Genomic DNA, 14,492 nt, shown 5'->3' with positions numbered 1-14,492 from the left:
AGCTTCACTTATTTGGGGAAACCTTTTAAAATTCCTTCTTTTTAAAATAGCTTTTTTCACTATTTTTTGAAGGTGACAGGTATTTACTTGGAGAACCATAAAATAAAGGGAGGTTATTGTCCGATGTGCTTAATTTTATTTGCTTACAAACATCATCCCAAATACCCTTTGATTGTTGCTGCAAATCGGGATGAGTTTTATTCCCGCCCTACTGCCCCAGCCCAATATTGGTCAGACGATCCTCATATTTTAGCTGGAAGAGATTTAAAAGAGCTTGGCACTTGGATGGGAATCACTGTCCATGGACGCTTTGCAGCTCTAACCAACTATCGGGATCCTCGCCAACATACGTCAGATGCACTGTCTAGAGGACATTTAGTTGCCAATTATCTCAAGAATCAGCAATCACCCCAGGAGTACTTGGAAAAAATTTCTAAACAAGCTGATCAGTACAATGGTTTTAACCTCCTTGTTGGCGATCTGCAATCCCTATGGTATTATGGGAACAAACAAGGACAAATACATCCCGTCGTGCCTGGAGTCCACGGGCTTTGCAATCATCTATTGAATACTCCCTGGCCTAAGCTTGAAAAAGGACGCCAGCAGTTAGCCCATTGCCTTATGCAAGAGGATGATTTTGAAGATGAGTTATGGCAGATTTTGACCAATGGAGAGCAAGCTGCTGATGATCTGCTGCCAAACACAGGCGTCGGCTTGGAATTAGAGCGTACTCTCTCCTCGATCTTCATTGAAAGTCCAGAGTATGGAACACGCTCTTCTACAATCTTACTTATCAGACAAGATAGATGGGTTACCTTTGTTGAGCGAAAATATCATTCCTCTAAAAGTTCGTGGCAAGAGTCCTCATATGAATTCCAACTTGAGGATCATCTGCTATAAGAAAAACGCTACGCGTCCTTTAAAAAATCGATAAAGCGAATGAACCACAAAGACGCAAAGGACACAAAGGGGTTTTATTTATTTTTTCGCGCACTCCTTTGTGTGCCGCGTTAGCGGCATTGTGCCTTTGTGGTTCATAAGATCTCATCTTTTTCGCACCTAAAAACTTATACTTTTAGGTCTATAAGAAAAGTTGGGATCGAATGACTTTGTATATTATAATGAATCAATTAAAACTGGAGGGAAATCATCTATGAATGCAACCAAAAATAAGCTTGTCATCGTTGGTACCGGTAATGTAGGTTCGGCAGTACTAAATTGTGCTTTATCCTTTAATTTTGTATCCGAGATTGCCGTTATCGATATTATTAACAAAAAGGCCCAAGGTGAAGCCTTGGATTCTACTCATGCAATCCCTTTTTCTACCACCGGCGCAAATGTAAACATCCATGCCGGAACTTTTGAAGAATGCAAAGATGCTCGCGTGATTATCATCGCCGCCGGTCCTAGTATCATGCCAGGTGAAATCCCTGATCGCTTAACTCTTGCTGGCAGAAATGTAGAAGTGATGAAGGATGTAATGACCTCCATTACCCAATATACCAAAGATGCTGTCATCATCATGATCACAAATCCCTTGGATATCATGGTTTATTATGCAGAAAACTTCTTCGGTTATCCCAAGAATAAGATCTTCGGTACCGGAACAACCCTCGAGACGGCGCGCTTTAGAAGCATTATGGCAAACAAGTATAAGGTAGATCCTAAAAATGTTCATGGCTATATGCTTGGCGAACATGGTAATTCTGCATTCCCAGCCTGGAGCCTTGTCAATATCGCTGGAGTTCCCTACAATCAGCTAGACAGCTATTTTCAGCCAAATGAGCCTCTAGATACGGAAAAGACAGCGGCTGGTGTTATCTCTGTCGCCTATGATGTCCTCAATCTTAAAGGCTGCACCAATTCCGGCATCGCAATGGCTGCTTGTCATCTTGCCAGAGCGGTTTTATTTAATGAACGCAGCATATTCCCCGTCTCTACCACTCTGCAAGGAGAATATGGCTTACACAATGTTGCCCTGAGTCTTCCCTGCATCATAACAGAAGAAGGCATCGAAAGACGGATTGAGGTTGCCCTATCCGATGAAGAAATAAAAAAACTCCAGCATAGTGCCCAAAGTATCTCAAATGTCATGAAATCGGTAGGACTGCTAAAGTAAGCAACAATAGGCTAAAATAAAACCTTTGAACCGCGAAGACACGAAGAAATACAAAGAACACGAAGACTAAAATATTCCTTAATACTTCGTGTTCTTTTACATTTCTTAGCAATCTTTGCGGTTCATTGCTTTTCTATTGCTTTCTTTATCTTTATATCGCAAAAGTCGCGTTTTCAGGAATCGTTGTCATTGTTGCTGAAGACGGTACCTTAATCGCCCATACCAACAAAGATATTATTAAGGAACAGAAAAAGATTCCTAAGAATTTGATGAAGCGCTTCAAAGAGCAGTCAGCAGCCATGCAGGAAATATCCTCTTCCAGCCAAGGGTTAGCTAATTTAGCTGGAGACTTGCAGCATTCCGTCCATCAGTTTAAAATAGGGCCAAAAACAAGAAAATTTCCTTAATAATTTTTACAATACGAATTTATCATTTCTTTAATTGTTTTTTCTTTTATTTTTACAGGATTACATATTCTTCCTTGTGTTGAAAAAATTTGACCTTTTGACTATAATGGAATCAGAAGCAAGAAATAACTGCCTTCACTGGTGGTTACTAAAAAAATTACATCTTTGTAAGGAGGAAAAAAGTATGTTCAATCTAGTTCCTTTTGGTAAAAATCATCCATTAGAAAAACGGGAGGACTTCTTTAATCAAGTATTTGATAACTTCTTCAGAGAGGATTTTTTTGCTCCTCTAACTAAAATCGGCAACGACTTTCGTGTCGATCTCAAAGAAGTAGATGATTCTTATTTGATTGAAGCTGATTTACCAGGTATCAAAAAACAAGATATTGCATTACAATACGCCAATAACTATCTCACCATTATTGCCAAACGTAATTACAACGAGGAAAACAAACAAGATAATTATCTGCGCAGAGAACGCCGCTATGGTGAATTTCAGCGTTCTTTCTACATCGGCAATGTCCAGGAAGACCGAATAGATGCTGAATTTAAAGACGGTGTTCTAATCATTACATTACCTAAAAAAGATAAAGCGGTTCAGAATGTCAATACCATTCCCATTCGTTAATTCCATAGTATCTCCTAAGTAAATAATATACTTTTAAGACTTGGTCTCGCTGCCAAGTCTTTTCATTTACTCAATATCCAACTCTGGAAGAGCCCACACCGATACACTGCCTCCGTTGACGGGAAACGTTGCAAAGCCATCCTCTTCAATTGAAATATGCTCTTCTCTGCTATTCGTCAAGTCTACCCATATCTGCCCTGCCCGTTCCTCCCCCACAAACATACGTTGTTCACCTTCATCACCATTGGTAATGATAACAGCGCAGCCTGACCTCTCGATCTCAGCTACACCCCGGCGAATCCATCCAATCATATGAGGGTCGTCAAAATAATCCTCTTGCTCTCCATAGGCTTTATGATAGCGGGCATACAACAACGGGTCAAGCGCCTCCTTCTTTCCTGGAATTGCCTTATCTCCGCCAATACCATAATAATCACCATAAAAGACGCAGGGGTAGCCGTCTTGCCGCAGGAGTATCAGGGCATATGCGCTTTGCTTAAACCAATCCTCTACCCAGGATTCAAGGGACTCATGAGGCTGAGAATCATGATTATCTACAAAGGTTACAGCATTCAAAGGATGGGTTTTTACTAATGTATCGTCAAAAATCGTTCTAAGATCGAAATCCTTACTTTCATGTGATGCAGCCTCTAACTTAAAATGAAGAGATACATCAAACAAATCAATTTTATAATTCACCTTATCTAAAAACTGCTGACAAGCTGCCAAATCAGGATTCCAAAATTCCCCTACCAAATAAAAATCCTCGCCCCGTTCCCCTTTGACTTGTGCTGCAAATTCATTAATAAATTCATGGCTGATATGCTTAACCGCATCAAGGCGAAATCCATTACACTGCAGCGTATTGGCCAGCCATTTTCCCCATGTAATCATTTCTTCTTTTACTTTAGGATGATTATAATCGATATTTGCAAACATTAAATAATCATAGTTTCCAAATTCATGATCTACATGATCATTCCAATATTTGTCGTCACCAATAATACGAAAAATTCCTGAACGATTTTCTCTGGCATCATAGTCTGTACCATTAAAATGTTCAAAGCTCCATTGAAAAGAAGAATATTGATCTCCTCGTCCTGGAAATGTAAATTTGGTCCAGCCTTCAATATCAAAAGGCTCTGAAATTTCTTCTTTACGATTTTGGTCATTTACTTCAATCACTTGGAAGATCTCTTTTTCATCCGCGCCTGCTTTATGGCTCATTACTACATCCGCATAAAGAGCAACGCCCTGTTCCTGGCAGGCGGCGATAGCCGCCAGCAGTTCAGCCTTTGTTCCATATTTAGTACGAACACTTCCTTTTTGATCAAACTCGCCTAAATCATATAGATCGTATACACCATATCCTGGATCATCTACAGATTGAGCTTTCGTAGCTGGGGGAATCCATACCGAATCAATTCCTCGCATTTTAAGCTCTGGTACAAGCTCTTTTAATCGATTCCAATGTTGTCCATTTCCCTCTATATGCCATTCAAAGAATTGCATCATTGTATGATTTCGCTGCATCTTTATCATCTTCTTTCCTCAATTATGACTACCTGCTATTTCTATAACTATCGGACCAATACCTTTTCTGGCTGAAGGCTAAAAACTGCTTCCTGATTATAAATCGATATATAGATATATAAAAGCGAGATAGCGGCTAACCAGCCAACTATCTCACTATACTAGTACCTTATCAGCCCTAAATCAGTGAATACTGACAGTCTATTTCCCTCATTTAGTATAATTAGTTATGCAATATTACCGAACAAATCCCATAATCCACAATAATACAATCGCTCCTATCGTTGCCGTAATGATTTCACCGATTGTCCCATAAGCACTTAAACCTAAAAGACTAAACAAGAAACCACCAACGAAAGATCCTATAACACCTACAATTAAATTGCCAACCAGACCAAATCCTCTGCCGTCTGTAAGATTACCGGCCAGCCACCCTGCTATAATTCCAATAATTAAAAACCAAAGCATACTTGCCCCCTCCCCTTTTTCATTAACGAAAGAGGAAGCTTACCTCTTTCGTTAATGAATTTCTACTGAAAAGTGTTTGTGGAAAACCTATTCTACCGTTTCAATAGAGTGCAATATATCTCCGGTAAAGCCAAGTTTTTTGGTACCATATATCCAAACGGTATCATCCTCTTGTGTACTAACAGGTTTTCCCCAGCTAAGACGAATTTGTCCTTTGGTCATACCTTCCTCTACAATACCGCTTTCGATCTTGTTCCACGCGTCCAAGGACCAGCCAAAGCTAACTCTTGGGTCCTCCGTAAATAAAGCATCTTGCCAAGGAGGAGTCTGGGTCAAAGAATCTACTGGCATATTGGTCCAACTGTAAGCGATAGGTAAAATCGCCTTTTCTCCATTTATGGAAAGTATCAACCAGATGGGTTCTTGCGTTTGATTCCCCGTATACACATCAACCACTGTAGCTGGACTGCCAATTGCGGCTGCTACTGTCCCTGGCGCTGAATTTATACCGGGTACATATACACCTGACAGCTCTCTAAATTTAGGGTAAACAACTTTTCCCAAAAATTGTTCCTTGGCGTTCGTCAGATCGGCTGTTAACACTAAACCGTCTAATTGGCCACGCATCGTGCGTCCCACCAATTTTTCTCCCGTATCTTTTACTGTTAGATAAACCAGATATTCATTTTGATAACCTGCTGGAAACGACACAATCTCTGTAACGACAGCCTCTTTGCCAACATGTCCGGTATAAGAACTGCGAACGGAACGATCACCTTCGAACCCTAGTTCTGCCTGATCGACTGGAAAAATTTCATATCCTGCAGCCTGCTTATCTGCTGGCAAAGCAAGAAAGGTAAAACTATTTCCTCTCCATTGTTCTGTAGTCAGATTAACTGGAGCTGTTTCGCTGGAAACCGCTGCCCATGCAGCCCCTCCTACTCCAAATATTAATATTAAACTAAATAGTAAGATATTCTTCAAATTTAATCGTTTCATCTTATATTCTCCTTTCTTTTTTATATTCATTGTCTATTTTTATAGGACAAAAAACCTCCTGCGTATACAGGATGTATCTGTACACAGCAGATCAACTTTCCCATTTCCCGCGGAGGTTAATACTTTTATTTATGATGTAAGTGAGACTTCTTATATCCACATTATAGCGATAATAATAATTATTGTCAAATAATAAATTCATTTTCCATTAAAATTACTAATTTATGAAAAATTTGTATTTGTGTTGTAAGGCAATCTACTATCCAGTATAGTAGAGTTAGCAAGTTGAATCGGAGGTTTCGTCAATGGATGATAAGGAACATAAGAATATCGCTTATGTGGCAGCTGTATTATATGCCTTTATTATAGGTTTCTCTTTTCTCTTCGTAAAATTAGCTTTAACAGTATCCGATCCCATCGATACTCTCGCTCATCGCTTTACTGCATCTTTTCTGGCAATTTTGATTCCCGTCCTTCTTGGCAAAATCCCTTTAAGCTTTACGACAAAAGATATGATTCAAATTCTACCCCTGGCACTTTTATATCCAGCACTCTTCTTCGGCTTTCAAATCTCAGGGCTGGTATATACGACCTCTTCTGAAGCTGGAATTATTCTGGCATCTACTCCAGTACTCACAATGTTTTTAGCCTCTTATTTCTTGAAAGAAAAAAATAATTATTTGCAAAACATTTCCCTTGGCTTATCCGTGGCAGGGGTTATCTACATTCTTGCCATGAAAGGTGCTTCATTTGAAACCGAGCAAGTTCTAGGAACTTCACTGCTCTTCTTATCATCTCTTTCCTTTGCTGGCTACAGTGTATTAGCCCGGCCATTAACCCAAAAGTTTAAGCCACTGGAGTTAACCTTCATCATGCTTACCATTGCTTTTTTCACCTTCAATCTATTAGCGCTTATACGCCATGGCCTGAATGGTACGATTAACGAGTACTTTCACCCTTTATCAGAACCTATCTTTCTCGTTTCCATTTTGTACTTAGGCATCCTATCCTCTCTGGGAACTTCCTGGCTATCCAATTACGTGTTATCTAAGATTGAAGCATCCAAAATGAGTGTATTCGGCAATTTAGCTACCTTAATTTCTATGATTGCAGGGGTAATCTTTCTACAAGAGCAATTGGAATATTATCATATTATTGGAGCCATTATGATCATTGCAGGTATCCTTGGTACAAATCTGCTATAAGAATATTTTTCTAATCTTTTTAAAAGGGCAAAAAAGAGCACGACTCGTTGTGAGTCGTGCTCTTTGAATACCTTCTTAATTATAGTAAATGCCTTTCAACGTATAGTGAGCTAAAACATGTCCTTCCATCACTTTATAGAGTTCGTTCACATAAAAACCCTCTTGTAAATCCAACGAACGATCTAATGCAAAAATATGTATTTCATAAGTATGAGGCTTATCAGGAGGCATTGGTCCGCCATATTTTGCGGCCTCATATTTTCCTAGCGGCTCCGCAAGTAAAGCGCTTGACCAGCTATTCGTACCTTGAACAAAGTCTTTGGTATTCACACTCGCATTTTCCCCTAATGAATCACCTGTAAGATTTGCAGCAGACCAATGTATCCAAGAAAATCCGGTAGGAGGTATTGCATCTTTATCTTCCATAATAATCGCAAAAGTTCTCGTATTTTGAGGATACTCTTTGATCTCTAGGGGTAAAGAATAGGTTGGCATACCCTTAAAAAATTGTTCTCCATACTTTCCATATTTCTTGTCGATAATACCATTGACAATACCAGTACTAGTAACAATCATAACATTAATCCCCTTTCAATTCTTTCTTTACCAATAAATGTATACCAAAATCATAAAACAGTAAAGTACAATATATCAGATTACGCCCATAATCTTTACCATCACAAAATCCCTGCAACGTCAGCTACGAGCCATTTTATCTTTGTCCATTAAAACCGCCACTGCCAACGCACATTTCTCGATATTTGATACACCACTATCAATCAAATAAAGTATATTGCCACCGCATACTCCCGCGCAAATATAGTCTTTGTCTACGTTTGCTAATATTCGCCCTCCTAAAGCACCTTCCCTGATAAAGGCCCCATCAAGATTAGCGAGTACTATACCGCCACTGGCACCCCTACGAATATAGTGCCCGTCAATTGATACAACCACCTCACCACTATATGGTTTACGAACATATTTACCGTCCCAATAAGCTAATACTCTCCCTGAAAATGGTTCACGAATATATACTTCCATATTAACACCTCGTTTTTGCTTTACTGTAAAATATTTGGCTCGACAAATAGACAAAAATTAAACAAACCTTAGAAATAATTCTTATTAGAATTTATAAACTACACTAATCTAAAGCCATTAGCTGTTATATCAGCATCTCTATTATTAATTTTTTCTCTCATTAACTAGACAAAATTCATAATTCACCCTTTCATTATATCTATATTGCAATATTATTGCAACTTTAGTCATTATAATTGCAATATAAATGACTCCTGCCGCAACTATAATAAAAGGAGAGGTGAATTGCGTGCAGGATAACTTTTTAGATAAGTATCGGGAAATTGGCAGACGAATAGCCTTTTACCGCAATAAAAGAGGTATTTCCCAAGAAGCTCTTGGTGAAAAAATTAATTATAGCAAAAGTTACATAAGTAAAATTGAAGCTCCTAAATCAGATGTTCCTTATTCGTTGGATGTTTTATTTGCAATAGCTGCAGGATTAGAGCTTGATCCGGCAATTTTTCTTTTGCCGATCAACGAAGAGGATTTTGAAAAGTATAGAATGGATAAATAAAACAGTTTAGATTAAATTCTTAACTGTTTTTATTTTTTCTAGAGAATGTAGAAATTTGGAATTAACTGCTATGATGAATTTTTCCCTCATAGCAGCTAACTCCAAAGAAGTGCATAAAGAAGCTATTTTTACATAATAAGAGCTTTATTTTATAAATATCATACACATAACAGATGGTAAATATCATCTGTTTTTTTTGCCTGTATACATTTGGAGAATAAAGCAGGATTCCTCCCAATGGATGCTATTTGATTAAAAAGTTCAATATAATCAAAACCGCCCTGTGTACAAAAAGCAAATAATAAATATACTGTTTTCTTTTCATCGGGATCCATTTTGATGCCTTTTGGTGCAACGAGAAGACTGAGGCCTTCTGAAAGTACGGTTTCATTCGGCTTGGCGTGGGCTAATGCAACTCCTTTACCTACAATAATATACGGTCCGTATTTTTCGATATTGCAGATCATAGTATGAATGTATTCTTTTTCAATATGTCCCTTCTGGTATAAGAGTCTGCCTACCGTTTCTACTGCCAATCGCCAGTCGAGAGGTGTATCAATAATACAAATCATCTCTTTCTTGAGCATGGTACGCAAACCATGTACATCTTTGCTGACCATTTGCTTGATATGTGTTTTAAGGAAAGCATCCAAACTATCGATAAAACTTTCCAAATCATCAATATTGTGAAAGGTTCCGATACTGTCAGAAACTTTTTTCACAATGACATTTTTTCTTTTTTCCAAGCTTAGATTAATATTTTCTCCGAGAGAAAACGCTTGCTTTTGGATATTATTCAGATCCTGCATTTTCAACACTGGATTGACCTTGACTACAGGATACATCGTCTCGGGAAGATTGACCGTTGATATGATAAAATCGATTTTTTCTTTATTTTTTTCCAGCATGTACAAAATCCTGTCTACCGAAATTACTCCTTCAATGGTAAAGTCAAAATAGTTTTTGATCTGTGCTTCTACAAAACGACCTGTTGCCATGCTGCCCGGACAGACGATTATGACATGCAGCGGCAATAAAAATTTCTTATTTCTCACCAGTGCTGCACAAATATGAATAAAGATTGACAATTTCATTTTCTTGCTAAAGGAATAACCTAAATATTTTTCGAGAATATGGCATTCGCTTTCAATCTCTTCCATGATCTCCCGATATTCAGGCTGTATATTTTCATCAATGGGAAACTGAAAATCAAGAAGATCCGACATACATTTGATATGCAGGAACAGGGATTCCACAAGAATATGATCGTTGCCAAAATCAATATTTAATCGATTGCCGATCCCAACTAAAAAATAAGTGATCATATTATAGAGTTCAATATCATCAATGGATTTTGACATGGGCAAAAGATGATTATCTATAATATACTGCTGAAATAAAACGATTTCCTCATCCATAAAGGTCATATTCAGTCTCTGTTCTATATAGGAAAAAATTTCTGTGCCTAAAGGCATCTCCCCGGGCTGAATCGGTACAATTCCATCGCAAATCTCTGTCGAGAAATCGATTGGCCGATTAATGCAAATGAACAAATATAGAGACAGTTCATAAAAGCTATAATCCGAAAACACCACTTTTTTTTCCCGCTCAAAGTCCTGTAAGATAACAACGATTGATGCCAAAGAATGGCTGATATCCATTTGTGAAAGAATCAGCCTTTGAAAATATCCATCGCTTTTGACATTGACAATAACCCGCCGGCATAATTCCATGAGCATCATACGCAAATGCTGCTTCTCCGCTTTCTCCAAATAAATCCCCTTGCTGCTTTTTGAACGCAATTTGAGATTAAATTCCTGCAATATTTCTCTGACAGATTCGATATCACTCAATATGGTGATCCTGCTGACACTCAGCATTTCTGCCAAATACTCCATCGTAAGATAGCTTTTTTGTTTGAGCAAGATGACAAGGATCAATATCTGCCTCTCGTCCTGGGATAATCGATAGGAATAGCTGTTTAATTTGAAGAGCTGATCTCTCACAAATTCTGGATCAAGGTCCGTACCTATTTTCAATATACCGTTATCCACAATCTCAATCGTATGAAGCTGTAGCTTTTTTAAAAAAAGATTAATTTCTGCAATATCATTACGCAATGTTTTCTGTGAAACCTGATAGACTTCCGATAATTTTGAAATATTTAAAATACTACTATCATAAGATAATATCTTTTGCAAAACATCTGCACTTCGTTTTTTCATCATTACTCCCTCCATGCAGTTGGTCATGTCTAGCTATTCTCCTAAAACAAAAATGCAGGAAAGTAGAATACGTATAATTTTCAAAAAATCTTGCCTACTTGCTTGGCGCCTGTCCATAAGACTTGAATTTTTCTAGCATCAGATCAACCTCTATATCATTTAGTATGATCGGCTCTCCTACCACTTTGGCACGATAATAGATCTCTGCCATACGCTCTGTTTCTTCAGCAATGACAAAAGCATTTGGAAGATCGGCTGCACAAGTTAAGATCCCATGGTTTGCCAAAAAGCAGGCTTTTCTTTCCTGCATAGCCACAAAGGAGCTTTCTGCTAGCTCCCATGTACCGAATGAAGCATATTTCGCACAACGGACATCCTTACCTCCTGCAACCGCAATATAATAATTGGCTGCCGGAAGATTCCAACCCAAAGTAGCAAGAACCGTACTATACATCGAATGGGTATGTACAACTGCATTAACATCTTCTCTTTTCTGATAATAAATGCGATGCATATCCTTTTCACTGGACGGCTTACGACTTCCATCCACCGTATTTCCATCCAAATCTGTAATTACAACATCTTTCGGAAGTGTTTCAAAATAATCAATACCACTCGGACTAATCGCCATATAGCCAAGGTCACGGTTATAAATACTGATATTACCGCCTGTACCCTTCGTTAAGCCTGAGGTAATTAATTTTTTCCCATACTCTACAATAAGCTCCCGCTCTTTTTCCATTAACATAACCTATAACTCCTCATCTCTCATATAATTTTATTTGATCAGCATGTCACTATAACCGTTTTTCAGGTAAGCATTCACAACATCCTTCAACAGATATGGCGCTCTTGGGATCGCATCCACCGTATCACCTGCAATATGGGTTGTCAGCGTAATATTATCCAGCGAAAGTAATGGATCTCCTTTTGGTATTGGCTCTATCCAACTGACATCTAAAGCAGCACCTGCAATTTTACGATTTTTCAGTGCATCCACCAAGTCATCCTTGGCCAGAATATCCGCTCTTGCCGTGTTGATAATATAAGAACCTGGCTTCATGAGCTGGATCAAATCTTTATTGATCATATTTTTCGTTTGTTCCGTCACCCGCATATGCAAGGATACAATATCTGCCTCTTTAAAAACTTCCTCTATGGATTTTAGTTCCACCGACAACTGGTCACGAGCAAAAATAGCCGGATCTACAAATGGATCATATACAATCACTTTGATACCAAGCGCATTCAATCGTTTGATAACTAGTCTACCGATATAGCCTGCGCCAATAATACCAACCACCATATTGGCAAGTGTCGTTTTATAAGCATCATTTGAAAAGCTCTTTCTCCACTGCTCACTTTTGATAGACAGATGTGCCCTGGCGATATTTCGCGTCTCAGCGAACATAAGCCCAATGGTAAAATCAGCGACAGGTTCTGCATTTCTGATAACATGCAGAAACGGCAGATTAAGTTCCCTCACGGCAGCTACATTTACATTCTCCAACCCTCCGCGGCAAGTTCCTATCATCTTTAATTTTGGTGCACTTTTAAGCATTATTTCTGATATGGGTGCATAATGTGCAAATAAATATTCTGCATCTTTTAAAGCTTCCAAAATTCCCTGGGGTATCTCTACTTTTTCAGGACCATATCGCTCAATCTGCAGAATATGCTTTTGAAAGTGATCTTTTGTTAAATCAGAATGCCATTCAAAAACTTCTATTTTATCTATTTTTCCTTCTAGATTCATTTGCAAAACAGCATCCTTTAAGGTTGCACTTTTGACCAACGCATCTCCGATCACAACTACTTTCATGATAGATCTCCTCCTCTGATAAATTGGATTAGGAGCATAGGAACATCATGCTCTCTAATCCCTAATTTCAAATTAAGACTTATTTCCGTCTTCTAAAACCGCAGGATCACGTTCTAGATAATCGACAATAACTTCCTTGTTCTTCTTGACAAAGAAAAATAATATGAGATATAAGAGGACCGAAAGACCGATCCAAAGCGGATTTTGCGTAAGAAAAATCAAGAACAATGTCCCGAGAAAATAGTTTCCCAGTACAACAAAGCTTGCAATTAAAAGCGTACCTGCCGGTATGATTACGCCGACACTCTGCGCTACATCGGTAAAGATCGGTGCGACTGCAGTAATAACATATAGGTTCATAACGAGCAGTACAATGCCGGAGATAAGCGTTTTAAAAATATTTCCTCTAGAAATAGCGACAATCGGCTGAATGATATACGGAATTGCGATCAAGTCTACCATTGGCAAAGTCTCATTACCAGGCAGGATAATCGCCAGTACCAGAATAATCGGTATCATCAGCAGCCCAGAAATCAATGTTGCCGGTTCGCCATATCCAGCAGCATCATTGATCGCAAGGTACCACTGACGATCCTTGCCGGATGATTTCGCTGATTTTTTTGAAGCATCGGTAATGCTTGTAAATGCAGAGGCAAAGATACCTGCGATTTTCGGGAAAATCGACATTACGGCTGCCGTCGATACCCCTACCGTCATAATTTCTCCCCAAGCCCCCAAATCATATAATCTCATATAGTTACCGGAAAAGCCGAGTGCCAGCCCGAGGATAAAGCCCAGGGTAGTAGGCTCGCCGAGAAACCCGAGTCTCTGCTGTACGGAGGTAGGGTTCCATTGCACTTTATCAGCACCTGCTTTAGTTAAAATCCAGTCCATTAACATTCCATAGGGAACTTGCACAACATCATGGGGAGCGGATATCGTCGTTCCCGGATAACCGTAGTACGATGCCCATCTTTTTGCCAAAACTTCTGAGAACAAAAGGGTGAATAAATTAGCAAGTACCATTAGACCAATAGAAAGCATCATATTGCTGGTAACAAGGTACAGCATTGATCCCCAGAGCATAAACGAATAATTATTCCATAAATCCGATGGCATAAAGACATTGGTAAATTTTACGCTAAATAAGACAAATTGAAGCAATAGTCCAAACCCTAAAAATATCATTCCGACTTCCGTGGAATACGCAACAATACTGGTTGCTTGCCAGCCGGTATCTAAGATACGAAGATTGACACCGGTATGTTCTACCATACGGTTGACTACAGGAGTGACAATCGGTGTATAGGCGCCGATCAGCATATTGAACCCGATTAATCCTATGCCTGCACTGAGCGCTGATTGAAACGCTCGTTTCAGTCTTACATTCATAAAGAGTGCAATGATTAAAATTACCACAGGAACGATGATGGACGCACCAAACGCTCCCATAATCTTAGATAATATCTCCAACATGTAATTTTCCTCC

The 14,492-nt window shown here is 38.8% G+C and carries 15 protein-coding genes; 6 read left to right on the top strand and 9 right to left on the bottom strand.

Annotated features, from left to right (window positions below; genetic code table 11):
• The first annotated feature begins 123 nt into the window (after window positions 1-123).
• From FR7_RS01205 to hsp18, 4 genes are all read left to right on the top strand, one after another.
• Window positions 124-900 carry an NRDE family protein gene (locus FR7_RS01205; RefSeq protein ID WP_007938010.1) on the top strand — a complete coding sequence of 259 codons (777 nt, stop codon included), beginning with the start codon at window positions 124-126 and terminating at the stop codon, window positions 898-900.
• A 253-nt stretch (window positions 901-1,153) separates the two neighbouring features.
• On the top strand, window positions 1,154-2,119 hold the full coding sequence (locus FR7_RS01200; protein ID WP_007938008.1) for an L-lactate dehydrogenase: 966 nt from the start codon (window positions 1,154-1,156) through the stop codon (window positions 2,117-2,119).
• Between the two features lie 125 nt (window positions 2,120-2,244).
• Window positions 2,245-2,526, top strand: a complete 282-nt coding sequence (locus tag FR7_RS01195; RefSeq protein WP_017531290.1) for a PDC sensor domain-containing protein — start codon at window positions 2,245-2,247, stop codon at window positions 2,524-2,526.
• Window positions 2,527-2,710: 184 nt separating this feature from the next.
• Window positions 2,711-3,154 (top strand): heat shock protein Hsp18, encoded by a 444-nt coding sequence (hsp18, locus tag FR7_RS01190; protein ID WP_007938006.1) that lies wholly within the window; start codon window positions 2,711-2,713, stop codon window positions 3,152-3,154.
• A gap of 66 nt (window positions 3,155-3,220) precedes the next feature.
• On the opposite strand, the gene FR7_RS01185 is transcribed toward hsp18, so the two are convergent.
• The 3 genes from FR7_RS01185 to FR7_RS01175 all read right to left on the bottom strand — a co-directional run bounded on the left by FR7_RS01185 (window position 3,221) and on the right by FR7_RS01175 (window position 6,154).
• Window positions 3,221-4,696: an alpha-amylase gene (locus FR7_RS01185; protein ID WP_007938004.1), complete on the bottom strand. Its 1,476-nt coding sequence runs from the start codon at window positions 4,694-4,696 to the stop codon at window positions 3,221-3,223.
• A 228-nt stretch (window positions 4,697-4,924) separates the two neighbouring features.
• Entirely contained in the window at window positions 4,925-5,155 is a 231-nt protein-coding gene (locus FR7_RS01180; RefSeq protein WP_007938003.1) for a GlsB/YeaQ/YmgE family stress response membrane protein, read from the bottom strand.
• Window positions 5,156-5,242: 87 nt separating this feature from the next.
• On the bottom strand, window positions 5,243-6,154 hold the full coding sequence (locus tag FR7_RS01175) for a hypothetical protein (RefSeq protein ID WP_007938001.1): 912 nt from the start codon (window positions 6,152-6,154) through the stop codon (window positions 5,243-5,245).
• A gap of 305 nt (window positions 6,155-6,459) precedes the next feature.
• Between FR7_RS01175 and FR7_RS01170 the strand changes: the two genes are divergently transcribed.
• Window positions 6,460-7,359, top strand: a complete 900-nt coding sequence (locus tag FR7_RS01170; protein WP_007937999.1) for a DMT family transporter — start codon at window positions 6,460-6,462, stop codon at window positions 7,357-7,359.
• A gap of 75 nt (window positions 7,360-7,434) precedes the next feature.
• Here FR7_RS01170 and FR7_RS01165 read toward each other — a convergent pair whose 3' ends face one another.
• Together FR7_RS01165 and FR7_RS01160 are read right to left on the bottom strand one after the other, a co-directional pair.
• Entirely contained in the window at window positions 7,435-7,935 is a 501-nt protein-coding gene (locus FR7_RS01165) for a YbhB/YbcL family Raf kinase inhibitor-like protein (protein WP_007937998.1), read from the bottom strand.
• Window positions 7,936-8,055: 120 nt separating this feature from the next.
• Window positions 8,056-8,400, bottom strand: a complete 345-nt coding sequence (locus tag FR7_RS01160) for a hypothetical protein (protein WP_007937996.1) — start codon at window positions 8,398-8,400, stop codon at window positions 8,056-8,058.
• A gap of 289 nt (window positions 8,401-8,689) precedes the next feature.
• On the opposite strand from FR7_RS01160, the gene FR7_RS01155 reads away from it, so the two are divergent.
• Window positions 8,690-8,956: a helix-turn-helix domain-containing protein gene (locus FR7_RS01155; RefSeq protein ID WP_007937994.1), complete on the top strand. Its 267-nt coding sequence runs from the start codon at window positions 8,690-8,692 to the stop codon at window positions 8,954-8,956.
• A 158-nt stretch (window positions 8,957-9,114) separates the two neighbouring features.
• Here FR7_RS01155 and FR7_RS01150 read toward each other — a convergent pair whose 3' ends face one another.
• From FR7_RS01150 to FR7_RS01135, 4 genes are all read right to left on the bottom strand, one after another.
• Window positions 9,115-11,181: a BglG family transcription antiterminator gene (locus tag FR7_RS01150; RefSeq protein ID WP_017531288.1), complete on the bottom strand. Its 2,067-nt coding sequence runs from the start codon at window positions 11,179-11,181 to the stop codon at window positions 9,115-9,117.
• A gap of 94 nt (window positions 11,182-11,275) precedes the next feature.
• Window positions 11,276-11,929: an L-fuculose-phosphate aldolase gene (locus FR7_RS01145; RefSeq protein WP_007937990.1), complete on the bottom strand. Its 654-nt coding sequence runs from the start codon at window positions 11,927-11,929 to the stop codon at window positions 11,276-11,278.
• Window positions 11,930-11,959: 30 nt separating this feature from the next.
• On the bottom strand, window positions 11,960-13,003 hold the full coding sequence (locus tag FR7_RS01140; protein WP_007937988.1) for a 2-hydroxyacid dehydrogenase: 1,044 nt from the start codon (window positions 13,001-13,003) through the stop codon (window positions 11,960-11,962).
• Between the two features lie 72 nt (window positions 13,004-13,075).
• Window positions 13,076-14,479 (bottom strand): PTS galactitol transporter subunit IIC, encoded by a 1,404-nt coding sequence (locus FR7_RS01135; RefSeq protein WP_007937986.1) that lies wholly within the window; start codon window positions 14,477-14,479, stop codon window positions 13,076-13,078.
• Window positions 14,480-14,492 lie beyond the last annotated feature (13 nt).

Source organism: Pelosinus fermentans DSM 17108 (assembly GCF_000271485.2).
Lineage (GTDB): Bacteria > Bacillota > Negativicutes > DSM-13327 > DSM-13327 > Pelosinus > Pelosinus fermentans.
This window is presented reverse-complemented; position numbering and strand designations above follow the sequence as displayed.